This is a genomic window from Kribbella sp. CA-247076 (genome assembly GCF_050942445.1).
Taxonomy (GTDB): Bacteria; Actinomycetota; Actinomycetes; order Propionibacteriales; family Kribbellaceae; genus Kribbella.
On sequence record NZ_CP192051.1, the window covers coordinates 5,216,951 to 5,240,464 of the forward strand.

General features: G+C 70.1%; 23 protein-coding genes. 5 read left to right on the top strand and 18 right to left on the bottom strand.

The genetic code is table 11. The features are described from left to right. Positions 1–58: 58 nt before the first annotated feature. Genes ACQPYZ_RS24540 through ACQPYZ_RS24555 form a run of 4 tightly spaced genes read right to left on the bottom strand, consistent with a single transcriptional unit; the run spans position 59 to position 4,451 of the window. Positions 59–1,228, bottom strand: a complete 1,170-nt coding sequence (locus ACQPYZ_RS24540; protein ID WP_433160236.1) for an ROK family protein — start codon at positions 1,226–1,228, stop codon at positions 59–61. Beyond that, positions 1,209–2,075: a carbohydrate ABC transporter permease gene (locus ACQPYZ_RS24545; protein WP_433160237.1), complete on the bottom strand. Its 867-nt coding sequence runs from the start codon at positions 2,073–2,075 to the stop codon at positions 1,209–1,211. The genes ACQPYZ_RS24540 and ACQPYZ_RS24545 overlap by 20 nt, the downstream gene beginning before the upstream one ends. Next, a complete protein-coding gene (locus tag ACQPYZ_RS24550) occupies positions 2,072–3,052 on the bottom strand; it encodes a carbohydrate ABC transporter permease (RefSeq protein WP_433160239.1) in 981 nt (326 codons plus the stop codon). Before ACQPYZ_RS24550 ends, ACQPYZ_RS24545 begins: the two co-directional genes overlap by 4 nt. 7 nt (positions 3,053–3,059) lie before the next feature. After that, the gene (locus ACQPYZ_RS24555) at positions 3,060–4,451 is read right to left on the bottom strand and encodes an ABC transporter substrate-binding protein (RefSeq protein ID WP_433160241.1); all 1,392 of its coding nucleotides are present in this window, start codon (positions 4,449–4,451) and stop codon (positions 3,060–3,062) included. Between the two features lie 115 nt (positions 4,452–4,566). On the opposite strand from ACQPYZ_RS24555, the gene ACQPYZ_RS24560 reads away from it, so the two are divergent. From ACQPYZ_RS24560 to ACQPYZ_RS24570, 3 genes are read left to right on the top strand one after another with little or no spacing between them, the layout of a single operon-like run. Then, positions 4,567–5,595: a zinc-binding dehydrogenase gene (locus ACQPYZ_RS24560; protein ID WP_433160242.1), complete on the top strand. Its 1,029-nt coding sequence runs from the start codon at positions 4,567–4,569 to the stop codon at positions 5,593–5,595. Continuing rightward, positions 5,592–6,386 carry a sugar phosphate isomerase/epimerase family protein gene (locus ACQPYZ_RS24565; protein ID WP_433160244.1) on the top strand — a complete coding sequence of 265 codons (795 nt, stop codon included), beginning with the start codon at positions 5,592–5,594 and terminating at the stop codon, positions 6,384–6,386. The genes ACQPYZ_RS24560 and ACQPYZ_RS24565 overlap by 4 nt, the downstream gene beginning before the upstream one ends. Then, a complete protein-coding gene (locus ACQPYZ_RS24570) occupies positions 6,383–7,660 on the top strand; it encodes an MGH1-like glycoside hydrolase domain-containing protein (RefSeq protein WP_433160246.1) in 1,278 nt (425 codons plus the stop codon). Before ACQPYZ_RS24565 ends, ACQPYZ_RS24570 begins: the two co-directional genes overlap by 4 nt. A gap of 59 nt (positions 7,661–7,719) precedes the next feature. Here ACQPYZ_RS24570 and ACQPYZ_RS24575 read toward each other — a convergent pair whose 3' ends face one another. From ACQPYZ_RS24575 to ACQPYZ_RS24585, 3 genes are all read right to left on the bottom strand, one after another. After that, positions 7,720–7,956 carry a hypothetical protein gene (locus ACQPYZ_RS24575; RefSeq protein WP_433160247.1) on the bottom strand — a complete coding sequence of 79 codons (237 nt, stop codon included), beginning with the start codon at positions 7,954–7,956 and terminating at the stop codon, positions 7,720–7,722. After that, a complete protein-coding gene (gene cimA, locus ACQPYZ_RS24580) occupies positions 7,953–9,572 on the bottom strand; it encodes a citramalate synthase (protein ID WP_433160249.1) in 1,620 nt (539 codons plus the stop codon). The genes ACQPYZ_RS24575 and cimA overlap by 4 nt, the downstream gene beginning before the upstream one ends. 228 nt (positions 9,573–9,800) lie before the next feature. Next, a complete protein-coding gene (locus ACQPYZ_RS24585; protein ID WP_433160250.1) occupies positions 9,801–10,199 on the bottom strand; it encodes a hypothetical protein in 399 nt (132 codons plus the stop codon). 130 nt (positions 10,200–10,329) lie between these two features. Between ACQPYZ_RS24585 and ACQPYZ_RS24590 the strand changes: the two genes are divergently transcribed. Beyond that, a complete protein-coding gene (locus ACQPYZ_RS24590) occupies positions 10,330–10,821 on the top strand; it encodes a hypothetical protein (protein WP_433160252.1) in 492 nt (163 codons plus the stop codon). Positions 10,822–10,950: 129 nt separating this feature from the next. Here the strand turns inward: ACQPYZ_RS24590 and ACQPYZ_RS24595 are convergent, their stop codons facing one another. Genes ACQPYZ_RS24595 through ACQPYZ_RS24605 form a run of 3 tightly spaced genes read right to left on the bottom strand, consistent with a single transcriptional unit; the run spans position 10,951 to position 13,283 of the window. Next, positions 10,951–12,042, bottom strand: coding sequence for a branched-chain amino acid aminotransferase (locus ACQPYZ_RS24595; protein WP_433160253.1), 1,092 nt, complete (start codon positions 12,040–12,042; stop codon positions 10,951–10,953). A gap of 39 nt (positions 12,043–12,081) precedes the next feature. Next, positions 12,082–13,131, bottom strand: a complete 1,050-nt coding sequence (locus tag ACQPYZ_RS24600) for a 3-isopropylmalate dehydrogenase (protein WP_433160255.1) — start codon at positions 13,129–13,131, stop codon at positions 12,082–12,084. Then, positions 13,128–13,283: a hypothetical protein gene (locus ACQPYZ_RS24605; protein ID WP_433160256.1), complete on the bottom strand. Its 156-nt coding sequence runs from the start codon at positions 13,281–13,283 to the stop codon at positions 13,128–13,130. The genes ACQPYZ_RS24600 and ACQPYZ_RS24605 overlap by 4 nt, the downstream gene beginning before the upstream one ends. A 181-nt stretch (positions 13,284–13,464) precedes the next feature. On the opposite strand from ACQPYZ_RS24605, the gene ACQPYZ_RS24610 reads away from it, so the two are divergent. Further along, complete coding sequence (locus ACQPYZ_RS24610; protein ID WP_433160257.1) at positions 13,465–14,031, top strand: O-methyltransferase; 567 nt, start codon at positions 13,465–13,467, stop codon at positions 14,029–14,031. A 105-nt stretch (positions 14,032–14,136) separates the two neighbouring features. Here ACQPYZ_RS24610 and serA read toward each other — a convergent pair whose 3' ends face one another. The 8 genes from serA to ACQPYZ_RS24650 form a co-directional block, all read right to left on the bottom strand. Beyond that, positions 14,137–15,735, bottom strand: coding sequence for a phosphoglycerate dehydrogenase (gene serA / locus ACQPYZ_RS24615; RefSeq protein WP_433160259.1), 1,599 nt, complete (start codon positions 15,733–15,735; stop codon positions 14,137–14,139). A gap of 124 nt (positions 15,736–15,859) precedes the next feature. After that, positions 15,860–17,044: a S1 family peptidase gene (locus ACQPYZ_RS24620; RefSeq protein WP_433160261.1), complete on the bottom strand. Its 1,185-nt coding sequence runs from the start codon at positions 17,042–17,044 to the stop codon at positions 15,860–15,862. 158 nt (positions 17,045–17,202) lie between these two features. Beyond that, positions 17,203–18,222, bottom strand: a complete 1,020-nt coding sequence (gene ilvC / locus ACQPYZ_RS24625; RefSeq protein ID WP_433169750.1) for a ketol-acid reductoisomerase — start codon at positions 18,220–18,222, stop codon at positions 17,203–17,205. Between the two features lie 51 nt (positions 18,223–18,273). Further along, positions 18,274–18,906 (bottom strand): acetolactate synthase small subunit, encoded by a 633-nt coding sequence (ilvN, locus tag ACQPYZ_RS24630; RefSeq protein WP_433160263.1) that lies wholly within the window; start codon positions 18,904–18,906, stop codon positions 18,274–18,276. Beyond that, entirely contained in the window at positions 18,906–20,654 is a 1,749-nt protein-coding gene (locus ACQPYZ_RS24635) for an acetolactate synthase large subunit (RefSeq protein WP_433160264.1), read from the bottom strand. The genes ilvN and ACQPYZ_RS24635 overlap by 1 nt, the downstream gene beginning before the upstream one ends. 295 nt (positions 20,655–20,949) lie before the next feature. Then, positions 20,950–22,617, bottom strand: a complete 1,668-nt coding sequence (gene ilvD, locus ACQPYZ_RS24640; protein WP_433160266.1) for a dihydroxy-acid dehydratase — start codon at positions 22,615–22,617, stop codon at positions 20,950–20,952. A 15-nt stretch (positions 22,618–22,632) separates the two neighbouring features. Beyond that, positions 22,633–23,190 (bottom strand): AAA family ATPase, encoded by a 558-nt coding sequence (locus ACQPYZ_RS24645; protein WP_433160268.1) that lies wholly within the window; start codon positions 23,188–23,190, stop codon positions 22,633–22,635. A gap of 56 nt (positions 23,191–23,246) precedes the next feature. Next, complete coding sequence (locus ACQPYZ_RS24650) at positions 23,247–23,513, bottom strand: MoaD/ThiS family protein (RefSeq protein ID WP_433160270.1); 267 nt, start codon at positions 23,511–23,513, stop codon at positions 23,247–23,249. Position 23,514: the final 1 nt, after the last annotated feature.

Consider the following 23,514-nt stretch of genomic DNA (forward strand, 5'->3'; position numbering starts at 1 on the left):
GGCAACGACAGCCGGGCTACGACGGCGGCGCAACGACAGCCGGGCTACGACGGCGGCGCTACGACAGCCGGGCGTCGACGGCGGCGGGTGAGTAGACCTCGTCGACCACCAGGCGGGCCATGCCTTGCAGCGCGGCCTGGTCGGCCAGCCGGGCAGGCACGACCTTGAGATGACGGGTCGCCCTCGGCAGCGTCAGTTGGTACAGGACCTCGTTGACGCCGGTGATGAAGTCGGTGTCGGCCAGGTCGCCGGCGATCATCAGGACGCCCGGGTTGATGACGCTCACCACGGTCGCGAGCACCTCGCCGACCCGGCGGCCTGCCTCGCGCGCGAGCCGGAGCGCGTCCGGTTGACCGGCCGTCAGCAGCGCGCGAACATCCGCACCGGAACGAGCCGTGACGCCCAGGTCGGTGAGGGCTGCCGCCACGGCCCCACCACTCGCGACCGCGGCGAGACAACCGACCGAACCGCACTGACACCTCGCGTCGCCCGCGTCCCGGACCCGGATATGGCCGATGTCCCCCGCGCCGCCGTCGATCCCCCGAAACACCTCGTTGCCGATCACCACGCCGGCACCGATCCCGGTCGACACCTTGACCAGGACGAACGCCGGGCAGTCGGCGTACCCGGCGGCGTGCTCGCCCAGCGCCATCGCGTTCGCGTCGTTGTCCACCACGACCGGTACGTCGAAAGTCCGGCGCAGATGCTGGATCACCGGGTACTCGTCCCAGCCGGGCATGATCGGCGGCCGGACCACCACACCGGCCTCGAACTCCACCGGACCTGGCACCGACAGGCCGATCCCGGCGACCTCATCGAGCGATCGGCCGGCTTGCTCGAGCAAGGACGTGAACCAGGTCGCCAGAGTGTCAAGCACGGGCACCGGGCCCGCGGCGACCACCAGCTCGCCAGTGGTTTCCTGCAAGACCGTGCCGCCCAAGTCCATCACGGCGGCCCTGGCATGCCGAGTATCGAGATCGGCCGTCAGCACCACCGCGTGGCGCTCGTCGAACTGCAGGACAACGGGTGGCCGCCCACCGGTCGAGGTGGTGGACCCGGCCTCGCGCAACCAGCCACGGCGCACGAGACCGTCCAGCCGCAGTCCGACCGTGGACCGGGACAGACCGGTCAGCTCCTGAAGCTCGCCGCGGGTCCGCGCCCTGCCGGTCCGCACGAGCTCCAGGAGGTGACCCGACGACGTCGTGACGTCAGCTCTTATCTGCCCCACTCGTCAACCCCTCCGTCAGCATCCGCTCCGCCGCATAGAACATCAGCACCACCGGCAGTGTCAGCACGACCGAACCGGCCATCAGCACAGTCTTCGGCACTTCCACCCCGTTCGCGAGCTGCTGCAGCCCGAGCGAGACCGTCCAGCGCGTCGGCTCGGCGGCCAGGAACAGCAACGCGAAGAGGAACTCGTTCCACGCGATCATGAAAACGTACAGGGCAGTGGCCATCACCGACGGCGCGGCCAGCGGCAGCACCACCCGGCCGATGATCGCCAGCCGCGAGCACCCGTCCAGCGCGGCGGCCTCCTCCACGCTCACCGGCACGGTCGTGAAGTAGCTGCGGAGCATGTAGATCGCCACCGGGACGGTCTGCGCGATGTAGACGATCACCAGACCGACCAGGCTGCCCTGCAGCCCGGCCTTCGCGAACATCACGAACAGCGGCACGGCCAACAGGGTCGCCGGGAAGAGGTAGACGCCGAGGAACAGCGCGCTCACCTTGCGACGCCCGGTGAACCGCAACCGGCTGACGGCGTACGCGCCTGGGATCGCGACCAGCAGGGTGAGGATCACCGCGCCGATCGAGACGAGCGCCGAGTTCCGCAGCATGGTCAGGAAGCCCTGGCCGCCGTCCTCGACCGAGGTCAGCACCTGACGGTACGAGTCCGCGATGAATTCGCTGACCGACACCCAGATGCGGCCCGGGTCCAGCAGCAGGTTGTCGATCGGCTTCACCGACAGCAGGACCATGTAGTAGAAGGGGAAGAGCGTCGCCACCACCAGCGCGGCGATCACCACCCACCGCATCACCCCGAAGAACCTCTCCTGGAACGCTGCCCTGCTCACGACTCCTCCTCTTCCGCGCGCCGGCCCCAGAACCGGAAGTACAGCCCGAGCAACACGATCAGTACGACGGCCAGCACGACGGCCTGCGCGGACGCGAGTCCGACATCGAACCGCGCGGTCAGGAACCGGTAGACCCGCACGGCGACCACGTCGGTGCCGGCGCCGCCACCGGTGAGCAGATAGACGTCGTCGAACTTGTTGAACGTCATGATGAATCTCAGCACCGAGAGCAGGGCGATCACCGGCATCAACTGCGGCAGCAGGATGAACCGGAATCGCTGCCACGGTGTCGTCCCGTCCACCACGGCGGCCTCCTCCAGCACCGGCGGAACCGCCTGCAGCCTGGCCAGCAGGAACAGGAACGCGAACGGGAAGTACCGCCACGTCTCGAACCCGATCACGGTGAACAGCGCCATCGGCACGGGTACGCCGAGCACGTCGTACGACCGTTGGGTGAGGAACGCGATCGGGCGGTCCCAGCCGAAGACGTTCACCCCCCAGTGGTTCACCACACCGAGGTCCGGGCTGAGCAGCACCTGCCAGACGAACGCCACCGCGACGACGGGCGCGACGTACGGGAGCAGCATCGCCCCGCGGACCAGCGCGCGACCGGGGAACGGCCGCCGAAGCGCGAGGGCCGCGACCAGACCGATCAGGATCGACCCCAGGGTCGAGCCGATCGTGTAGACCAGCGTGGTCCACAACGACGACCAGAACCCTGGTGAGCTGAACACCCGCTCGAAGTTGCGAAGCGTCCAGTGTCCCCACAGGCCCTGGCTCTGGATGTCGACGAGTCGCACGTTCTGGAACGCCAGCACGACGGTCCACAGGATCGGCAGGACGACGACGACCAGCACGATCAGGAAGGTCGGTGAGACCAGCGCCAGGCCGGTCCGGTTCTCCTGCCGGCGCGCGGTGTTGCGGTTGGCGCGGCGCACCGGCTCGACGGCCGGGGGTCGCTCGGTCACAGTGGTCATCGCCGCCTCATCCCAACGTGTCCTGGATCGCGGTGATGTCGTCGGCCGCCTGTTTGGCGGCTTCGTCGGCGGTCACCTGACCACTCGCCTGCGCACTGATCGCCTTGGGCACCGGCAACTCGCCGAGGGTGGCGCCGACCAGGGTGCCCTGCCCCTCGGTGATCCCCCAGCGCTGCATCCGGCCGAGGCCCGCGCGCAACTCGGCGATCACCGGCGCGGGGTAGATCGCGGCGAGCGGCTTGCGTGCGTCGACGCCGATGTCCGCCTTGTCCCAGGCGAGGTCGAACTTGTCCGGGTCCGCCGCGGTACCCCGCCGGACCGGGAACTTGCCCTCGGCAGCCATCCCGAACCACTGCTCGTAGCCGCCATCTAGCATGTACTCGACGAACTGCTTCGAGGCGTCGGCCTTCGCTGTCTTGGTGACGGTCCAGCCGGTCAGCTCGCCGAACTGCGCGGGCTCCTTGCCGTCCGGGCCCTGCACGGCCGTGACGACGCCGGTGTTGCGGGCCAGCCAGCCCTTGTCGTCCTTGCACTGCTCACAGCTCGGCAGGGCGTCGTCCCGCAGCCCCGCCAGCTCGTCGAGCAGGAACGACGACCAGACGACCATCGCGGACTTCCCGGCGAAGTACGACGCGCGCGTCGAGTCCACCGTCTGGGTGCCGGCGGCGCCGTACTCCGTGGCCAGATCACCGTAGAAGCGGAAGGTGTTCCGGCAGGCCGGGCTGTCGAGCGTGACCTTGCCGTCGGCATCGACCAGCTGGCAGCCGTTGGCCAGGGCGAGATGCTCGAAACTCTGCTGGGTGAACGGGTCGGCCGGATCGGTCGCGACCGAGATCCCCTCGACCTCGCCCTTGTCGAGCGTGCGCGCCGCGGTCTCGATGGCCTGGTACGTCGTCGGCGCGGGCAGACCGGCGGCAGCGAACAGGTCCTTGCGGTAGTAGAGCAGCTGCGTCCAGCCGTCGGACGGCACGGCGAGCTGCTGGTCGCCGTCGCGCGTCAACTCGAGCGCCCGCGGGTTGAAGGTGGACTCTCCGAGGTCGTCCACCGACTGCCCCGCGACGTCCGGGTTGAGCAGCCCATTGCTGGACAGCTGCTGGATCGCGGCCAGGGGGACGGCGCCGATCACGTCCGGCAGCTTGCCGGCGGCCGCGGCCGACATCACCAGCTGGCTGAGCTGCGCCTCGTCGACGCCGACGAGCTTCACCTCGATGCCGGTGTCGGCGGTGAACTTCCTCAGGATCTCGCGGGTGGTCTCGAGCCGGCCGGAGACGTTCTCCAGCGACCAGACGGTGATGCTGCGCTGGTCGCCGGCGGCGGAGTCGTTGCCGCAGGACGTCAGCAGTCCCGCGGAGACCAGCAGGGTGCACGCGATGGCGAGCACTCTGGTCAGACGTGGCATGCGCCCTCCTCGATGGATGGTCACCACGCATAACATCAGGACTTCTGCGTTTTGACAAGACCTAAGTCCAGATGATTTGTTGTTCCTGTCCCGCTCGCCAGCGCCGGAGGTGCCCATGGCCCACGTCGTGCAGTTCTCCGCTCCCCATGTCGCCGAGGTGGTCGACTTCGACCCGCCCCCGCTGCCTCCCGGGCACGTCCGCGTGCGTACGGCGTACTCCGGGATCTCGGCCGGCACCGAGCTGACGGCGTACCGCGGCACGAATCCGTACCTGACACGCACGTGGGATCCGGACGCCCGGCTGTTCCGGGACTCGGCCGCGGGGGTGTCGTTCCCGGTGGTCGGGTGGGGGTACTCCGAGTCGGGTGAGGTGACCGAGGTCGCCGACGACGTCACCGGCTTGGCGGTCGGAGACCAGGTGTGGGGGATCTGGGGTCACCGGAGCGAGGCCGTCGTCCCGGCGGAGAAGTTGGTTGGTCACCAGCTGCCGCCCGGAGTAGACCTCGCCGCAGCCGCGTTCGCGCGGGTCGGCGCGATCGCCTTCAACGCGATCCTCGCCGCCCGGATCACCCTAGGAGACCTGGTGGCCATCTTCGGGCAGGGCGTGATCGGCCTACTCGCCACCCGGCTGGCGACGCTGAGCGGCGCGCAGGTGGTGACGGTGGACGCGGTGCCTTCGCGGCGGGAGCAGTCGCTGTGGTTCGGCGCGGTCGAGTCACTGGCGCCCGGAGCGGTGGCCGAGCGGATCCGCGAGCTGCACGCGCCCGGCGCCGACACCGCGATCGAGCTGTCCGGAGCGTACGCCGCGCTGCAGGAGGGGATCCGGTCGGTCGGTGTCGGCGGCCGAGTCATTGCCTCAGGCTTCTACCAGGGTGCGGGTGACGCACTGCGGCTCGGGGAGGAGTTCCACCACAATCGCGTCGAGCTGGTGAGCTCCCAGATCGGCGGCGTGCCGCCGGAGCTGGCTGGTCGCTGGACGGTCGACCGGTTGCAGAAGACGTTCCTCGGCCTGGTCGGCAGCGGTCAGGTCGACGTGGGGCCACTGATCAGTCATCGCGTGCCGGTGGAGAACGCCGCGGACGCCTATACCCTGCTCGACACGCGTCCCGGTGACGCCCTTCAGGTACTGCTGGAGTTTCGATGAAGATCGCTTGTCAGGAGCAACTGCTTCCCGGTACCACCCTGCAGGAGAAGTGGGACTTCGCCGTCGCCGCGGGGTACGACGCCATCGAGTTGCGCGGTCGTGGAGACTTGGCGTTCCGCGACCGGCTGCCGGAGCTGCGGAAGGCGCTGGCCGACGGAGTGGTGATGCCGACGGTGTGTGTCGACATGCTGCACTTCTTCGGTGCGTTCGATCCGGAGCGGCGGGCGGATGCGCTGGTGCAGATGAAGTCGCAGTTGTCGGTGATCGCGGAGCTCGGCGGGCTGGGTGCGCAGACGCCGGCGTCGTACGGGATGTTCTCGCGCCGGCTCCCGCCGTTCGAGCCGCCGCGGGACGAGTCCGGCGACCGGGAGGTGTTGCTGGACGGGCTTCGTGAGCTCGGCGAGCACGCGGCCGCCGAAGGCGTGGAGCTGTTCCTCGAGCCGCTGAACCGGTACGAGGACCACATGGTCAACCGGCTCGCGCAGGCGGCCGAGCTGATCGACGCGGTCGGGCTGGACTCGGTGCGGATCGGCATCGACAGCTACCACATGAACATCGAGGAGGCCGACCCGGCCGCGGCGATCCTGACCGCGGCGCCGTACATCGGGCATGTCCAGCTGAGTGACTCGAACCGGCTGGAACCAGGGGCCGGGCATCTCGACTGGGCCGCGTTCCTGGGAGCGCTCGACGCGATCGGGTACGACCGCTACCTGGCGGTCGAGTGCCGGCTGAGTGGGGATCCGGTCGAGGCGGTTCGGTCGATCCCGGCCGCGGTCAGGCGGTACGGGTGATCCGGCCGGCGGCGGCGCGGGTTCTCTTCGGGAACTGGACCGGCCACTCGACCGTGCCGTCGCGTTCGCTCTATCCGCATCAATGGAGCTGGGACTCGGCGTTCATCGCGATCGGGCTGCGGCATCTGTCGCCCCGGCGGGCCCAGGTCGAGCTCGAGTCGTTGCTCGGGTCGCAATGGGCGGACGGCCGGATCCCGCACATCAGCTTCTCCCCCAGCGTTCCGCGGGACGCGTACTTCCCGGGTCCCGACTTCTGGCGTGCGGAGACGCAAGCCGGGGTCGAGACCTCAGGGATCGTGCAGCCGCCGGTGCATGCGCTCGCCGCCTGGCTCACTCACCAGGCCGACGAGGACGAGTCGGTCCGGCGAAGCTTCCTCCAACGCGTCTATCCGAGACTCGCCGCCTGGCACACCTATCTGCGGGAACGCCGAGACCTCGCCGGGCGTGGGCTGGTGGCGATCGTGCACCCGTGGGAGTCCGGGATGGACAACAGTCCCGCATGGGACGAGGCCCTCGCCCGGGTGGAGCCCGCGCCACTCGATTCGTTCGTCCGCCGGGACACCGATCACGCGAGCGACGACGACCGCCCGACGGACCTCGACTACGGACGCTACGTGCAGTTGGCCGCGACGTACCGGGATCACGGGTACGACGATGCGCGGACGCCGTTCGCGTTCGCCGTCGAGGATCCCTGCTTCAACGCGCTGCTGATCGCCTCGGAGCACGCGTTGGCCACGGTCGCCGAGGAGTTGGCGCTCGATCCGGCGCCCCACCTGACGGCTGCGGCCGACCTCACTCACGCCCTCGGACAGCTCTTTGCTGACGGCAACTTCCACGCCCGCGACCTCCGAACCGATGCAGACAGCGGTGTGGGCGTCGGGCGGCTGATCTCTGCCGATACCGTCGCGGGTCTCGTCCCGCTGGTCGTGCCGGATCTTCCGCAGGCCGACGAACTACTGGTCACCGCGCGCGGGCCCAAGTTCCGGTTGGGCGAGGCGCGGATGGTGCCCAGCTACGATCTGACCGGGCCCGAGTTCGAGCCCGGGCGGTACTGGCGCGGCCCGAGTTGGTTCAACACCGCCTGGCTGGTGCACCGCGGTCTCGTTCAGCTCGGCGAGGACGAGCTGGCCGAGGCGATCCGTGCCGAGGTGCTCGAGCTCGCGGCCACGACTCAGTTCGCCGAGTACGTCGAGCCGTTCAGCGGCGCGGCGCACGGCGCACGCGACTTCTCCTGGACCGCGGCCCTGGCCCTCGACCTCGAGACGACGGGCTGACGGACCACGACACGCTGACCGTGGTCGCGGGCCGCACCTGCTCGCGCACCGACGACAGGTCAGCGGTAGTCGACCTCGAGGACGCCGATGATCTTCTCCAGCCGGGCGGCGACCCGGCCGGCGTCGAAGCCGTCGCCCTCGACGGTGATGCTCAGCGTGCAGTCGTCGAGGGACAGCGACAACTCGCGGACGTCGTACGGGTTGAGGAGTACGGCGATCCGCGCGAGCAGGCCGCCGGTCTCCACCACGCGTGCGGTGAACTCGGTGACGGTGCGTTCGACAGCGACCAGGCTCACCGGGCCACCTCCAGCCGGCTCGCGTTGTCGTCGTGGGTGGCGTTGTGGCGGAGGAGGCCGTAGGTGACGCCGTCGACGAGGGCCTCCCAGGAGGCTTCGACGATGTTGTGGCCGACCCCGACGGTTACCCAGGAGCCCTCGCCGTCCGCGGTCTCGATGAGCACTCTGATCACCGCGTCCGTGCCGTGCCCCTGGTCGAGGATGCGGACCTTGTAGTCCACCAGCTCGAACTTGGTCACCACCGGGTGCGCGCGCTCGATCGCGGTCCGGAGCGCGTGGTCGAGCGCGTTCACCGGGCCGTTGCCCTCGCCGGTGACGATCTCCCGCTCACCCGCTGCCACCAGCTTCACCGTCGACTCCGAGACCGCCTCGCCGTCGGCGCGCGATTCGGTGATCACCCGCCAGGACTCCACGTCGAAGAAGCTCGCCCGCCGGCCGGTGACCTCCTCGGTCAGCAGCAGCTCGAACGACGCGTCCGCGGCCTCGAAGGTGTAGCCGCGGGCCTCCATCTCCTTGACGCGGTCGGTCACCCGGCTGACCAGCTCGCGGTCGCTGCCGAGGTCGAACCCGAGCTCGCGGCCCTTCAGCTCGACGCTCGCGCGGCCTGCCATCTCGGAGACCAGCATCCGCATGTCGTTGCCCACCAGGGCGGGATCCGTGTGCTGGTAGAGATCCGGATCCACCTTGATGGCGCTGGCGTGCAGCCCGGCCTTGTGGGCGAAGGCGGACACGCCGACGTACGGCTGCCGGGTCGACGGCGGCACGTTCGTCACTTCGGCGATCGCGTGCGCGATCCGGAACGACTCGGCGAGCCGGCCGGGCGGCAGCAGCTGCATCGACCGCTTCAGCTCAAGGTTGGCGACGATCGCGAGCAGGTCGGCGTTGCCGGTGCGTTCGCCGTACCCGTTGATGGTGCCCTGGACGTGAGTGACACCGGCCTCGACGGCGGCGATCGAGTTCGCCACCGCGCAGCCGGCGTCGTTGTGGCAGTGGATGCCGAGACGCGCGCCGGTGGATTCGAGGACGTCGCGGACGATGTCCTGCAGCTCCCGCGGCAGCGTCCCGCCGTTGGTGTCGCACAGCGCGACCACGTCGGCGCCCGCCTCGGCGGCGACCCGGACGACCTCCAGCGCGTAGGCACGGTTCGCGCGGTAGCCGTCGAAGAAGTGCTCGGTGTCGAGGAACACCCGCCGGCCGTGCTCGCGCAGGTGCCGGACCGTGTCCGTGATCATCCGGAGGTTCTCGTCGAGGGTCGTCCGCAGCGCGCGTTCGACGTGCGCATCGTGGCTCTTGGCAACGAGGGTGACGACGGCGGCGCCGGACTCGCGCAGCGCGGCGACCTGCTGGTCGTCGGCAGCGGCGGTCTCCGGTTTGCAGGTCGCGCCGAAAGCCGCGAACGTCGCGTTCCGCAGGTGCAGCTCCGTCCGGGCCCGCTCGAAGAACTCGGTGTCCTTCGGCACCGCGCCGGGCCAGCCGCCCTCGATGAAGCCGACCCCCAGGTCGTCCAGGTGCTGCGCGATGGCGATCTTGTCGGCCACGGACAGCGCCAGCCCCTCCTGCTGCGCGCCGTCGCGCAGAGTCGTGTCGTACACGTGGAACTCGTCCGAGATGCTCATTGGTCGACCTTCCGCAGGGGCTGGGCGAACGTGCCGGGCAAACAAAAAACCTCCCGCAAGGTGCGAGAGGTCTGCGCGCTCAGGTACTGCCGGCTGAGCGCGCCTAGGAAATAATGACCCGGTGGTTCTTCATGACAATCCGGAGTCTGCCACAACATGTCCACGGGGTGGCGAGAACGTCTCGAATCACGAACATTCAGTACTGCGGAGTACCGCAGAGTTCAGGTCCTACGCGGTGAGCGACCAGCCCGGGTCGTCCCAGGCGGTGTAGAAGTCCTCGCGGGTGAGCGGGCGCAGGCCCCACTCCGCCCGGTCCAGCGACTGGTCGGTGAGCATGCCCTCGTCGTCTTCGAGACGCTGCCACCAGTACCGCGTGAGCGTGCCGTCCTCGGCCGCGCCGAGCTGGCGGACCACGACCCACTCCCGCTCGTGCCAGACCGCCTCGTACAGCCGGTCGGTGCCGTCGTCGCCGGCCAGCGCGCCGTACGTCCGCGGCGCCGTACCGCGGTCGAGATCCCGGATCAGCTCGACGGTGGAGCGCATCGCCGCCGCCGTCTCGGGCGACCAGCCGCGCCGCTCGGCGAGCTCCGCGTAGTAGGCCTCGACGTCGTCCGGGAAGCTGCTCATGGGCCCCGACCCTATCGAAACCGGCCGCTGCGCAGCGACCGTCGGTCCACAGCGCAGACCTGAAAAGATGCTGTGAAAACACCGTCCCCGCTCTCCGGGCGGGACACCCGACCACCTGAAAGGAATCTCCGTGAGTGACGAGGCGCGTCGCGATGCCTTCGAGGACGACGTCCGTACGGCGCTCTTCCGCCCCGGCGGCGAGCTCAAGCGGCTGCAGTTCCGGCTGATGGGGTTCACGACCGGGATGGCGCTGCTCGTGGTGCTCGCGCCCACCTGGCTGAACACGCGATCCGAGAACGGCCGGATGATCCGGATCTACAGCGGGATGAGCCTGATCGGGCTGACACCTGGCTCGGAGTCGCCGATGGGTGCTCTGGGCACCGTTCTGTTCCTCACCTACCTCTTGCTGGCCGTGGTCCTGCTGGCCGTTCCACCGGAGCTGGTGGTCGCCCTGATCGTCGGCATCGCGGGGGCGGCGGTCACCTTGGCCATCGTGGTCAACCAGCCGGAGGACAGCAGCGGACGGACCGCCGACTGGACCGGCGCGCCGGCGGTCGCGCTCGGCCTGTGGATGGCAGCGGTCATCCTCGCCGGCGTCGCCCACAACACCACCCGCGAGTAACCCCGCGCGATCCGCCCGGGCCGACGCAAAACAGTCCGCCGCCCGGGCCGACGCAAAACAGTCCGCCGCCCGAGGCCGACGTACGACGACCCGCTCCGCGGTTCGGAGCGGGTCGTCGGGGGTCGGGGGTCAGCAGACCTTCGTCATCCAGCCGTGCGGGTCGGCGGCGCGGCCGTACTGGACGTCGAGCAGGGCACTGCGGACAGCGGCGGTCACCGGACCACCGTTGCCGTCGGCCACCTGCACCTCGCCGTCCTTCCACTTCAGCGACGCCACCGGCGTGATCACCGCGGCGGTCCCGCAGGCGAACACCTCGCGGATCCGGCCGGAGGCGGCGCCGTCGCGCCACTCGTCGATCGCGATCTTCCGCTCGGTGACGTGGTAGCCGAGGTCGGTGACCAGCTTGAGGATCGAGTCCCGGGTGACGCCCTCGAGGATCGTCCCGGACAGCTCCGGGGTGACCACCGAGTTGTCGTCGAGGACGAAGTACAGGTTCATCCCGCCGAGCTCCTCGACCCAGGTCTTCTCGACCGCGTCGAGGAAGGCGACCTGGTCGCAGCCGTGCTCGATGGCCTCGGCCTGGGCGAGCAGTGAGGACGCGTAGTTGCCACCCGTCTTCGCCGCGCCGGTACCACCGGGGGCGGCCCGGGTGTACTCCTCGCTCAGCCAGATCCGGACCGGCTTCACGCCGTTCGCGAAGTAGGAACCGGCCGGCGAGGCAATCGCGCAGTACGTGACCTGGGCCGACGGGCGGACGCCGAGGAATGGGTCCGAGCCGAACATGAACGGGCGCAGGTAGAGCGACGTCTCACCGCCGCCGGGCACCCAGGCCTTGTCGAGCTCGACCAGCTTGTGCAGCGAGTCCAGGAAGGCCGCCTCGGGCAGCTCCGGGAGCGCGAGCCGGCGCGCGGACTTCGCGAACCGGGCCGCGTTGGCCTCGGGGCGGAACAGGTGGATCGAGTCGTCGGGATGCCGGTAGGCCTTCATCCCCTCGAAGATCGTCTGGGCGTAGTGGAACACCGCGGTGGCCGGAGACAGCTCCAGCGGCCCGAAGGCGGTGATCTTCGCGTCGTGCCAGCCGTTCTCCTTGTCCCAGGTGGCGATCGCCAGGTGGTCGGAGAAGTGCTGCCCGAATCCCGGGTTCGCCAGGATCGCGGCGCGCTGGTCGTCGCTGGCCGGTTGGGTGTTTGGCTCAACGGTGAACTGCAGATCGGCGCTCATAGCCGCACCGTACCTCTCGCCTCAGTGGTCATGCGAGCCTCAGCCTGCTGCGCGCTTGGTGATCGCGTCGCCGATCTCCGCCGTGGTCCGGGCGGCGCCGGTGCGCTCCTCGATGTCGGCGGTGACCGCGGCCTCGATCGCGGCCGCGGCCTCGGTCAGGCCGAGGTGGTCGCACAGCAGCGCGGCCGACAGGATCGCCGCCGTCGGGTCCGCCTTCTGCTGGCCGGCGATGTCCGGGGCGGAGCCGTGCACCGGCTCGAACATGCTCGGGGCGGTCCGGTCCGGGTTGATGTTGGCGCTCGCCGCCAGCCCGATCCCACCGCTGATCGCGGCCGCGAGGTCGGTGATGATGTCGCCGAACAGGTTGTCGGTGACGATCACGTCGAACCGGGCCGGGTCGGTGACCAGGAAGATGGTCGCCGCGTCCACGTGCAGGTAGTCGACGGTGATCTCCGGGAAGTCCGCGGCCACCGCGTCGACGGTCCGCTTCCACAGGTGGCCGGCGTGCACGAGCACATTGTTCTTGTGCACCAGCGTGAGCTTCTTGCGCGGCCGCGCCTGGGCCCGGGCGAACGCGTCCCGGACGACCCGCTCGACGCCGTACGCCGTGTTGACCGACACCTCGGTGGCGATCTCGGCCGGCGTCCCGACGCGGAGGGCGCCGCCGTTACCGACGTACGGGCCCTCGGTGCCCTCGCGGACGACGACGAAGTCGACCTCGCCCGGATCCGCCAGCGGGGACCCGACGGACGGGTAGATTTTCGACGGCCGCAGGTTGACGTAGTGGTCCAGGGTGAACCGGAGCTTCAGCAGCAGACCGCGCTCGAGCGTGCCGGACGGCACCGTCGGGTCGCCGATCGCGCCGAGCAGGATGGCGTCGTGGCCGCGAATGCTCTCCAGCTCCGCGTCCGGCAGCGTCTCCCCGGTCGCGTGCCAGCGCCGGGCGCCGAGGTCGTACTCCGTCCGCTCGAACGTCACGCCGTGCTGCCCGGCGACCGCGTCGAGCACCTTCAGCGCCTCGGTGGTCACCTCGGGGCCGATCCCGTCACCGGGGACGACGGCCAAGCGGAAGGTCTTCTGAGCGCTCACTTCTTGGGTTCTCCCCCGTTGTAGAGGCGGTTGATGGCTTCCTGCGCCGCCCTGGCCTCGGGCGCGGTGCCGGCGCTGCGGCGGACCGGGCGGCGGCGCCGGGCCGCCTTCCGTTCACGGGCGTCGATCGCGGGCCAGTCGGCTGGGTACATGTCATACATGCTGCACTCCGGAGGGTCGCGTCAACCGCCGGGGCGAACCGACGGCTGCGGGCGGCATGATGCGGCCGAATTTACTCTGACGTCCGACTAAATCGCCACTATGCGGGCAGCATGTCCCGGAATGTGAGATGCCGGTGCGATGACTGGACCGATGCTGTGCGAGTCTCAGCCGGTGAGTGCTCCTCCAGAACTGCCGCCGCTGGTGTCGGCGGCCCTCAGCCTCTCCGGCCGGCGCGGCTTCGTCAGCTCGACCCGCAACGAGACCGGCCGGCTGCTCGCCAGCCTGGCGGCGTCGAAGACCGGGATCGTCGGCGAGCTCGGCACCGGCTGCGGCGTCGGCTCGGCCTGGTTGCGCAGCGGCGCGACCGAGCAGACGAATATCGTCACTGCGGAGTCCGACCCGCAGCTGGCGCAGGCGGTGGCGGAGCTGTTCGCCGACGACGAGCGGATCGAGGTCGTCTCGGCCGACTGGACCGCGCTGATCGAGCGCGGACCGTTCTCACTGCTGTTCGTGGACGCGCGCGAGGCGAAGATCTCGGCCCGCGACATCATCGCCGACGTGGTCGAGCCCGGCGGCTTCGTGGTGCTGGACGACTTCACGCCGTCGGCCGTCTGGCCGCCGATGTACGAGGGCCGGGTCGACACGCTGCGCCAGGAATGGCTGATGGACAAGCGCTTCACCACCGTCGAGGTGATGGTCGCCCCCGACGCCGCCGTCCTGCTGGCCACCCGCCGCTGAGCCCACACAGGCGGCGGGCCCGAGTCATTGGACTCGGGCCCTGATCGGCCGCCATGCGCCTGCGGGCGGCTGACTGCCTCCTAGTAAAGCAGTCGTTGTTTTGAATCAGGCGTCCAGGTCCACCGCGCGGGCGGTGTCGGCCTGGACCGCGGTCGCGATGTCGTCCAGGACCGCGGTGGGGATCGCGGAGTCGACGGCGAGCGCGACCAGCGCCTTGCCGCCCTTGCGGTCCCGGCTGACCTGCATGCCGGCGATGTTCACGTCCGCGTCGCCGAGGATCCGGCCGATCTGGCCGACGATGCCCGGCCGGTCCTCGTAGGTGAGGAACGCCAGGTGCGCCGACAGCTCGACCTCGACGTCGAACCCGTCGACCTCGACCAGCCGCTCCGACTGCCGTACGCCGACCAGCGTGCCACTGACCGACACCTGCGCACCGTCGGCGAGCGTGCCGCGCAGCGTGATCAGGTTGCGGTGCTCGGGGCTGTCGTGGTCGGTGACGAGGCGGACCTCGAGACCACGCTCGGCCGCCAGCAGCGGCGCGTTCACGTACGAGACGTTGTCCTCGACCACGTCCGCGAACACCCCCTTGAGGGCGGCGAGCTCCAGCACCTTCACGTCGTACTGCGTGATCTCGCCGCGGACCTCGACGTCGAGCTGCTGCGCGACGCCGCCGGCCAGCGCGGTGAAGATGCGGCCGAGGTTCTCGGTGAGCGCGATGCCCGGCCGGACGTCCTCGGCGATCACCCCGCCCTGGACGTTGACCGCGTCCGGCACGAGTTCACCGGACAGTGCGAGTCGGACCGACTTGGCGACCGCGATCCCGGCCTTCTCCTGCGCCTCGTCGGTCGAGGCACCCAGGTGCGGGGTGGCGACGACGTTCTCGAACTCGAACAGCGGCGAGTCCGTGCACGGCTCGGTCGCGAACACGTCCAGGCCGGCGGCGGCCACCCGGCCCTCCTTCAGGGCGGAGTACAGCGCCTGCTCGTCGACGATCCCGCCGCGGGCGGCGTTCACGACGATGACCTCGGGCTTGACCTTGTGCAGCTCCTCGTCGCCGATCAGGCCGATCGTCTCCGGGGTCTTCGGCAGGTGCACCGAGATGAAGTCGCTGACCGAGAGCAGCTCGTCGAGGGTCGCGAGCCGGACCCCCATCTGCGCGGCCCGGCCGGCCTGCACGTACGGGTCGTAGGCGATCACGTTCATGCCGAAGGCGGCCAGCCGCTGCGCGACCAGGACACCGATCTTGCCCAGGCCGACGATGCCGACGGTCTTCTCGAACAGCTCGACCCCGGAGTACTTGCTGCGCTTCCACTCACCGTTCTTCAGCGACTGGTCGGCGGCCGGGACCCGGCGGGCGGCGGCCAGCAGCAGCGCGACCGCGAGCTCGGCGGCGCTGACGATGTTGGAGGTCGGCGCGTTGACCACCATCACGCCCGCTTGGGTGGCGGCCTTCACGTCCACGTTGTCGAGGCCGACGCCGGCCCGGGCGACGACCTTCAGCCGCTTGGCCGCGGCCAGCGCCTCGGCGTCCACCTTGGTGGCGCTGCGGATCAGGATCGCGTCGACGTCGGCGATGGCGGGGATCAGTTCGGCGCGGTCGGCGCCGTTCGCGTGCCGGATCTCGAAATCGGGGCCGAGCGCCTCGACGGTGGCCGGGCTGAGCTCTTCGGCGATCAGGACGACGGGCCTGGTTGCGTCAGTCATGGGAGAAGTCTCCTGCAGAAGCGGTAGGGGCTCGAAAGTCAGAGCACCGCGCTGTGCCCGCTGTCACCGATAGTACCCTGTCCCCGGTAACGCCCGCCTGCGGACCAGGATCCGGAAGCTCCGGTCAGTCGCTGTCGCAGCTGCGGACCGGGCTCATCTCCGTGGAGCCGTCCATGCGCAGCTGGCCCTTCTCGCGGACCAGGACGTAGCGCAGATCGAGCAGGTTGCAGGCATGGCCGGCGGCGCCGCTGGCGTTCGGCGAGAACAGGACGGCGAACATCATCCGCACGTTGACACCGCCGGACGGCGTCGGACTGACCTCGGTGATCCGGGAGTTGAAGAAGTACGACGTCTGGTGGTTGTCGCGGTCCCGCTCGAGCGGCAGCCGCCGGCCGAGGCTCTGGGAGTAGACCGGCCGGAGTGCCTCGAAATCGTGCCGGTTCTCCAGGGTCAGGTAGGTGCCGAGCTGCTTCTGGGCCTCGAGCGCGAGCGGGGTGCTCGCAACCAGCAACTCCGGGAGCACCGCGGTCTGCGGCCCCCGGGAACGCTTGCACGTGCCGCCCGGCTCGGCGGTCAGGCCGGTGGCTTTCGGCCCCACGTACTGCTGCAGCCGGTCCAGCGGCACGATCGTGCTGGTCGCGACCGTGTCGCCGGTGACGAGACCGACCACCTGCCCGGACTTGTCGACGACCGGGCCGCCCAGCTTGGACTGGCTCATCACGGAGCTGAGGGCCTGCTGCCGCTCCGCCGTACCGACCGAACGGGACGTCAGGTCGCCGGCCGCGGTGTAGCCGATCAGGGCGCGCTCTGCCTTCGGGTCGGCGGTGCCCGCGGCGAGCGGCACCGGTTCGTTGTCGAGCCGGCCGATCATCCGCAGTACGGCGACGCCGTCCGCGCTGCTGCCGAGCTGGTTCGCCGTGCGGACCCGCCCGTCGCCGGTGACGATCGCGATCGACAGCGGCTGCCTGAGTGCGGACGCGGCGGTCAGGATCAGGCCGTCACCGATCAGTACGCCGCTCGCCTGCCCGGTGCCCTCGCACGTCGTGGCGACGACGTGGACGACGCCGGGCGTGACCGAGTCGAGGACCTTCTCGGTGTCGATCTGGAGGCTCTGCGCGCGGACGTACCAGCCGGCGCTCGCGCCCGCGGCGAGGATCAGCAGCACGACGACGAACCCGGCCAGGAACCGGCCGAACTTCCACGGCCGGCGGGGCGGCGGCTGCGGCGTACTGGTCTGGAGCTGGGTGAGCGTGGCGGCGCCCGCGGGGACGCGCCGAGGCGGCCGCGGCAGCGCTCTGCCGTCCTCCACCACCCGTCACCTCCCCCGCCACCTGCATCGGATCCGTCACTGATTGTGCCAAATCTGCGGCCGACGACCGGGACCTGGGACACGAAACCGGGGCCTTGGACAGGAAATAACCTGTCCAAGGCCCCGGCCGGGTGTTCAAACCCCCTGTGGTCGGCGGGCTAGCGGGCGGCGGTGCCCTCGACGTAGTCCTCGTCGTGGGACTTGACCCACGCCATCAGGCCGCGCAGTTCCTTGCCGACGGCCTCGATCGGGTGCGACTCGCTCTGCTTGCGGAACTCGGCGAACTCCGGCGCGCCGGCGTCCTGGTCGGCGATGAAGCGGGCGGCGAAGGTGCCGTCGGTGATGTCGCCGAGGACCTCCTTCATCCGGGCCTTCACCGACGCGTCGATGATCCGCGGGCCGGACACGTAGTCGCCGTACTCGGCGGTGTCGGAGACCGACCAGCGCTGCTTGGCGATGCCGCCTTCGTAGATCAGGTCGACGATCAGCTTGAGCTCGTGCAGGCACTCGAAGTACGCGACCTCCGGCTGGTAGCCCGCCTCGGTCAGCGTCTCGAAGCCGGCCTGGATCAGCGCCGACACGCCACCGCAGAGGACGGCCTGCTCACCGAACAGGTCGGTCTCGGTCTCCTCGGTGAAGGTGGTCTTGATGCCGCCGGCCCGCAGCCCGCCGATGCCCTTGGCGTACGAGAGCGCCAGGTCCCACGCCTTGCCGCTGGCGTCCTGCTCGACCGCGACCAGCACGGGTACGCCGCGGCCCTCGGAGTACTCGCGGCGGACCAGGTGGCCCGGACCCTTCGGGGCGACCATGAACACGTCCACGCCGGCCGGCGGCTTGATGTAGCCGAACCGGATGTTGAAGCCGTGGCCGAACACGAGCGCGTCGCCGTCGACCAGGTTCGGCTCGATCGCCTCGGCGTACAGCTTGCGCTGGGCCGGGTCCGGCGCGAGGACGACGATCACGTCGGCCTCCTCGCAGGCCTCGGCCGGGGTGAGCACCCGCAGCCCCTGCGCCTCGGCCTTGGCCCGGCTCTTCGATCCCTCGGGCAGACCGACGCGGACGTCGACCCCGGAGTCACGCAGCGACAGCGCGTGGGCGTGGCCCTGGCTGCCGTAGCCGAGCACGGCCACGTGCCGGCCCTGGATCACCGACAGGTCGGCGTTGTCGTCGTAGAACATTTCAGCTGCCACTTGGGCTCTTCTCCTCTGTGATGGTTCGGGGTACGGCGGTCAGCCCTGACGGGCCGGGGCCACGGGCCGGCCCGGCGGCGGGGTGGGCACCGGGTGCGGTCGTTCGGCGGGTTGCGCCTGGACGTTGGGGGTGCCGGACGCGATGTGCGGCGGCGGCACCGGAACCGGGCGCAGCGTGCGGTCGGAGATGGAGCGGCTGCCGCGGCCGATCGCCACCATGCCGGACTGCACCAGCTCGCGGACGCCAAAGGGTTCCAGCACGCGGAGCATGGCCTCGAGCTTCTCGGGATTGCCGGTCGCCTCGATCGTGATCGCGTCCGGAGCGACGTCCACCACCTTCGCGCGGAACAGCTGGACGGTCTCCAGCACCTGTCCCCTGGTCAGGGTGTCGGCCTTGACCTTCACCAGCAACAGCTCGCGCTGCACCGTCTGGCTGGGCTCGAGCTCGACGATCTTGATCACGTTCACCAGCTTGTTCAGCTGCTTGGTGATCTGCTCCAGCGGCTGCTCGTCGACGCTGACCGCGATCGTCATCCGGGACACCTCGGGGTGCTCGGTCGGGCCGACCGCGAGCGAGTCGATGTTGAACCCGCGCCGGGAGATGAGTGCGGCCACCCGGGCCAGCACACCGTGCTTGTTCTCGACCAGGATGCTCAACGTGTGCTTGGACATCACAGCTCCTCGCTGTCCCAGTTCGGCGCCATGTCGCGGGCGATCTGGATGTCGTCGTTGCTGGTGCCGGCCGCGACCATCGGCCAGACCATCGCGTCGCGGTGCACGACGAAATCGACCACCACGGGCGCGTCGGTGACCGCCATCGCCTTCTCGATGGTGGCGTCGACGGAGTCCTTGTCCGAGCAGCGCAGGCCGACGCCGCCCATCGCCTCGGCCAGCTTGGCGAAGTCCGGGATCCGGGCGGAGTGCAGGTCGGTGTTGGAGTAGCGCTGGTCGTAGAACAGCGTCTGCCACTGCCGGACCATGCCCAGCGACTGGTTGTTGATCACGGCAACCTTGATCGGGATGCCCTCGAGCGCGCAGGTGACGAGCTCCTGGTTGGTCATCTGGAAGCAGCCGTCGCCGTCGATCGCCCACACGGTCCGGTCCGGCCGGGCGACCTTGGCTCCCATCGCGGCCGGAACGGCGTACCCCATGGTGCCGAGTCCGCCGGAGTTCAGCCAGTGACCGGGCTTCTCGAAGGGCAGGTAGTGCGCGGCCCACATCTGGTGCTGGCCGACGCCCGCGGTGTAGACGGCGTCCGGGCCGGCGATCTTGCCGATCCGCTCGATCACGTACTGCGGGGACAGCGTGCCGTCGTCCGGTTCGTCGTACGCGACCGGGTACTTCGCCCGGACGGACTCGAGCAGGCCGCGCCAGGCGTCGTACGACGGGGTGCGGCCGGTGTTCGCGATCTCGGTCCGGAGCGCGGCGATCAGGTCGGCGATGACCTCCTTGCAGTCGCCGACGATCGGCACGTCCGCGGCCCGGTTCTTGCCGATCTCGGCCGGGTCGATGTCGGCGTGGATCACCTTCGCCTCGGGGGCGAACGAGTCGAGCTTGCCGGTCACCCGGTCGTCGAACCGCGCGCCCAGGCAGACCAGCAGGTCGGAGCGCTGGAGGGCGCCGACCGCGGATACCGAGCCGTGCATGCCGGGCATGCCGAAGTGCAGCTCGTGGGTGTCCGGCAGCGCGCCGCGGGCCATCAGCGTGGTGACCACCGGGATGCCGAGGAGCTCGGCGAGCTCCTTCAGCTCGGCGTGTGCCTTGGCCCGGATCACGCCCCCGCCGACGTACAGCACCGGCTTCTCGGCGGCCGCGATCAGCCGGGCCGCCTCACGCACCTGCTTCGGGTGCGGGCGGGTCACCGGCCGGTAGCCGGGCAGCGAGAGCTCGGTCGGCCACTGGAAGTCGACCTTCGCCTGCATCGCGTCCTTGGTCACGTCGACCAGGACCGGGCCGGGCCGGCCGGTGGCGGCGATGTGGAAGGCCTCGGCGACCGTGGTGGCGATGTCGTTCGGGTCGTTGACCAGGAAGTTGTGCTTGGTGATCGGCATCGTGATGCCGCGGATGTCGGCCTCCTGGAAGGCGTCCGTGCCGATCGCGGCGCTGGCGACCTGGCCGGTGATCGCGACCAGCGGCACCGAGTCCATGTACGCGTCGGCGATCGGCGTCACCAGGTTGGTCGCACCGGGGCCGGAGGTCGCCATGCAGACGCCGACCTTGCCGGACGCCGAGGCGTACCCCTGGGCGGCGTGGCCGGCGCCCTGCTCGTGACGTACCAGGATGTGGCGGATCTGGGTCGAGTCGAGCATCGGGTCGTACGCCGGGAGGATCGCGCCACCCGGGATGCCGAAGACGGTGTCCACCCCGGCATGTTCCAGTGCGCGGATCAGAGCCTGTGCCCCGGTCAGCTGCTCACTCATGAGTGCCTTCCTTGTCCTGTCACGTGATGCCCATTGGCCGATACTGCGTCTGCGACCGATCCATCCTCGCTCGTGGTTGCCGCCGCTGCTCCTCCGGGTCGCGGATAGTCGCATTGGCAACAAAAAACCCCTTCCGCCGGGTTGGCTGAAGGGGCGCGCTCGACTCTGTGGTCGCGTCAGTCGGCGCGCCGCACAAGTACGAGGAGAATCGATCGCATGTAGGCAACATTCGCCGACAGCCCGCGACCGGGTCAAGTTCGGCGCCGGAGTGTCCCATGATCTGAGATGAGTGTCTTTAGATGCAGACCGCTCCCTCGGACGCCGAACGGACCAGGCGGGTGTACTTGCCGAGCACGCCCTTGGTGATGTTCGGCGCCTTCGGGGCCCAGCCCTGGCGGCGGTTGGCCAGCTCCTCGGCGCCGACGTGCAGGTCGAGGGTGCGGTTCTTCACGTCGAGTGTGATCCGGTCGCCGTCGCGGACGAACGCGATCGGGCCGCCATCCACGGCCTCCGGCGCGACGTGGCCGACGCAGAGTCCCGTCGTACCGCCGGAGAAGCGGCCGTCGGTGAGCAGCAGGACGTCCTTGCCCAGGCCGGCGCCTTTGATCGCGCCGGTGACCGCGAGCATCTCGCGCATCCCCGGGCCGCCCTTCGGCCCCTCGTACCGGATCACCACCACGTCGCCGGGGACCAGCGTGGCGATCGCGTCCATCGCGCCGCGCTCGCCGTCGAACACCCGGGCGGTGCCCTCGAACACGTCGGAGTCGAAGCCGGCGCTCTTCACCACCGCGCCTTCGGGCGCGAGCGAGCCGTGCAGGATGGTGATCCCGCCGGTGCCGTGGATCGGCTTGTCGAGCGCGCGGATGATCACCCCGTCGACGTCCGGCGGAGCGATGTCGGCGAGGTTCTCGGCCATCGTCTTGCCGGTCACGGTCAGGCAGTCGCCGTGCAGCAGACCGGCGTCCAGCAGCGCCCGCATGACCACCGGGATCCCGCCGACGCGGTCGACGTCCGTCATCACGTAGCGGCCGAACGGCTTGAGGTCGCCCAAATGCGGCACGCGGTCACCGATCCGGTTGAAGTCGTCCAGGGTCAGCTCGACCTCGGCCTCGCGCGCGATCGCGAGCAGGTGGAGTACGGCGTTCGTCGAGCCGCCGAGCGCCATCACCACGGCGATCGCGTTCTCGAAGGCCTCCTTGGTGAGGATCTGCCGGGCGGTGATCCCCTTCCGCAACAGGCCGACGGCGGCCTCGCCGGACTTGCGGGCGTAGCCGTCGCGGCGCCGGTCCACCGCGGGCGGAGCGGCCGAACCGGGCAGCGACATCCCGAGCGCCTCCGCGGACGCGGCCATCGTGTTCGCGGTGTACATCCCGCCGCAGGCACCCTCGCCCGGGCAGATCGCACGCTCGACAGCGTCGACCTCGTCCTGGGTGATCAGGCCGCGGACGCAGGCGCCGACCGCCTCGAAGGCGTCGATGATCGTGACGTCCTTGTCGCCGAGCTTGCCCGGCATGATCGAGCCGGCGTACAGGAAGACGCTCGCCAGGTCGAGGCGAGCGGCGGCCATCAGCATCCCGGGCAGCGACTTGTCACAGCCGGCCAGCAGGACCGAGCCGTCGAGGCGCTCGGCCTCCATCACCGTCTCGACCGAGTCGGCGATGATCTCCCGGCTGACCAGCGAGTAGTGCATGCCGACGTGTCCCATCGAGATGCCGTCGGACACGCTGATCGTGCCGAACTCCAGCGGGTACCCGCCGGCCGCGTGCACCCCCTCCTTGACCGCCTTCGCGAGCCGGTCGAGGGACAGGTTGCAGGGAGTGATCTCGTTCCAGCTCGACGCCACCCCGACCTGCGGTTTCGCCCAGTCGTCGTCACCCATCCCGACCGCCCGGAGCATCCCGCGGGACGCGGTCGCCTCGAGTCCGTCGGTCACTGTCCGGCTGCGTGGCTTCACATCGACCATGAGCTCACTCTAGGACTAATCCCGGGTGGCTGTTTCCGGTGAGAGCTGGTGGGTGCCGGAGGCAACGGCTTGGCGGACCACGGCGGCGGTCGCGGCCGGGTCGAGATGGGTGGTGTCGATGACGTGTCGCTCGAGGTCGCCGAGGTCGGCGAAGGCGGCGTGGAGTCCGGTGATCGCGTCGACGTCCTTCAGTTCGCCGGCCGCCCGACCCTGGGCCCGGGTCAGCGTGGTCTCGAGGTCGGGGCGCAGTACGACGTACGACAGCGACCACTGCTCGTCCGCCGCGGCCCGGCGAAACGGCGGCAGGAACCACGGGCCGACCACGCCGTCGACGACCACGTCGTACCCGCCGCGCGCGTACGCCGTCACCGCCGCGACGATCGCGTCGACGACCACCTCGTTCTGCCGCTGGGCCTCGGGCAGGTACGGCGCGACGAAGCCGGTCCGGATCGCCCGGTAGAACTCGTCCGTCGTCACATGCACGGTCGGCCGCCCGGCGTCGGTCGCGACGAGCCGGGCCACCGTCGTCTTGCCCGAGCCGGGCGAACCGGTCAGCACGAGTACGTCGCTCATGTCGCCCGACCGTAGCCGGGACCGCCACCAACCGCAGCCCGGTTTCCCGACCGCCGTCAGCCGCCGGCCACGCTCGGGAGGATCATCAGTTCGTCGCCGTCCTTCAGCGGTGTCGCGAGGCCGTCCAGGTCGCGGATGTTGTCGTTCCCGAGGTAGATGTTCACGTGCCGCCGGACGGCGCCCTGCTCGTCGGTGAGCCGCCGCCGGAGGACCGGGTCCAGCGCGGCGACGACCTCTCCGACGGTGGCGCCGTCGACCTCGACCCGCTCGGCACCGCCCGCGAACGGCCTGAGCACGGTCGGCAGTTTGATCCCGATCGCCATC

What these genes read in the sequence shown, in the direction of transcription:
- ACQPYZ_RS24550 (WP_433160239.1), bottom strand. Translation starts at nt 3,052, where the DNA reads ATGACCACTGTGACCGAGCGACCCCCGGCCGTCGAGCCGGTGCGCCGC.
- ACQPYZ_RS24555 (WP_433160241.1), bottom strand. Translation starts at nt 4,451, where the DNA reads ATGCCACGTCTGACCAGAGTGCTCGCCATCGCGTGCACCCTGCTGGTC.
- ACQPYZ_RS24560 (WP_433160242.1), top strand. Translation starts at nt 4,567, where the DNA reads ATGGCCCACGTCGTGCAGTTCTCCGCTCCCCATGTCGCCGAGGTGGTC.
- ACQPYZ_RS24565 (WP_433160244.1), top strand. Translation starts at nt 5,592, where the DNA reads ATGAAGATCGCTTGTCAGGAGCAACTGCTTCCCGGTACCACCCTGCAG.
- cimA (WP_433160249.1), bottom strand. Translation starts at nt 9,572, where the DNA reads ATGAGCATCTCGGACGAGTTCCACGTGTACGACACGACTCTGCGCGAC.
- ACQPYZ_RS24585 (WP_433160250.1), bottom strand. Translation starts at nt 10,199, where the DNA reads ATGAGCAGCTTCCCGGACGACGTCGAGGCCTACTACGCGGAGCTCGCC.
- ACQPYZ_RS24595 (WP_433160253.1), bottom strand. Translation starts at nt 12,042, where the DNA reads ATGAGCGCCGATCTGCAGTTCACCGTTGAGCCAAACACCCAACCGGCC.
- ACQPYZ_RS24605 (WP_433160256.1), bottom strand. Translation starts at nt 13,283, where the DNA reads ATGTACCCAGCCGACTGGCCCGCGATCGACGCCCGTGAACGGAAGGCG.
- serA (WP_433160259.1), bottom strand. Translation starts at nt 15,735, where the DNA reads ATGACTGACGCAACCAGGCCCGTCGTCCTGATCGCCGAAGAGCTCAGC.
- ilvC (WP_433169750.1), bottom strand. Translation starts at nt 18,222, where the DNA reads ATGTTCTACGACGACAACGCCGACCTGTCGGTGATCCAGGGCCGGCAC.
- ilvN (WP_433160263.1), bottom strand. Translation starts at nt 18,906, where the DNA reads ATGTCCAAGCACACGTTGAGCATCCTGGTCGAGAACAAGCACGGTGTG.
- ACQPYZ_RS24635 (WP_433160264.1), bottom strand. Translation starts at nt 20,654, where the DNA reads ATGAGTGAGCAGCTGACCGGGGCACAGGCTCTGATCCGCGCACTGGAA.
- ilvD (WP_433160266.1), bottom strand. Translation starts at nt 22,617, where the DNA reads ATGGTCGATGTGAAGCCACGCAGCCGGACAGTGACCGACGGACTCGAG.
- ACQPYZ_RS24645 (WP_433160268.1), bottom strand. Translation starts at nt 23,190, where the DNA reads ATGAGCGACGTACTCGTGCTGACCGGTTCGCCCGGCTCGGGCAAGACG.
- ACQPYZ_RS24650 (WP_433160270.1), bottom strand. Translation starts at nt 23,513, where the DNA reads ATGGCGATCGGGATCAAACTGCCGACCGTGCTCAGGCCGTTCGCGGGC.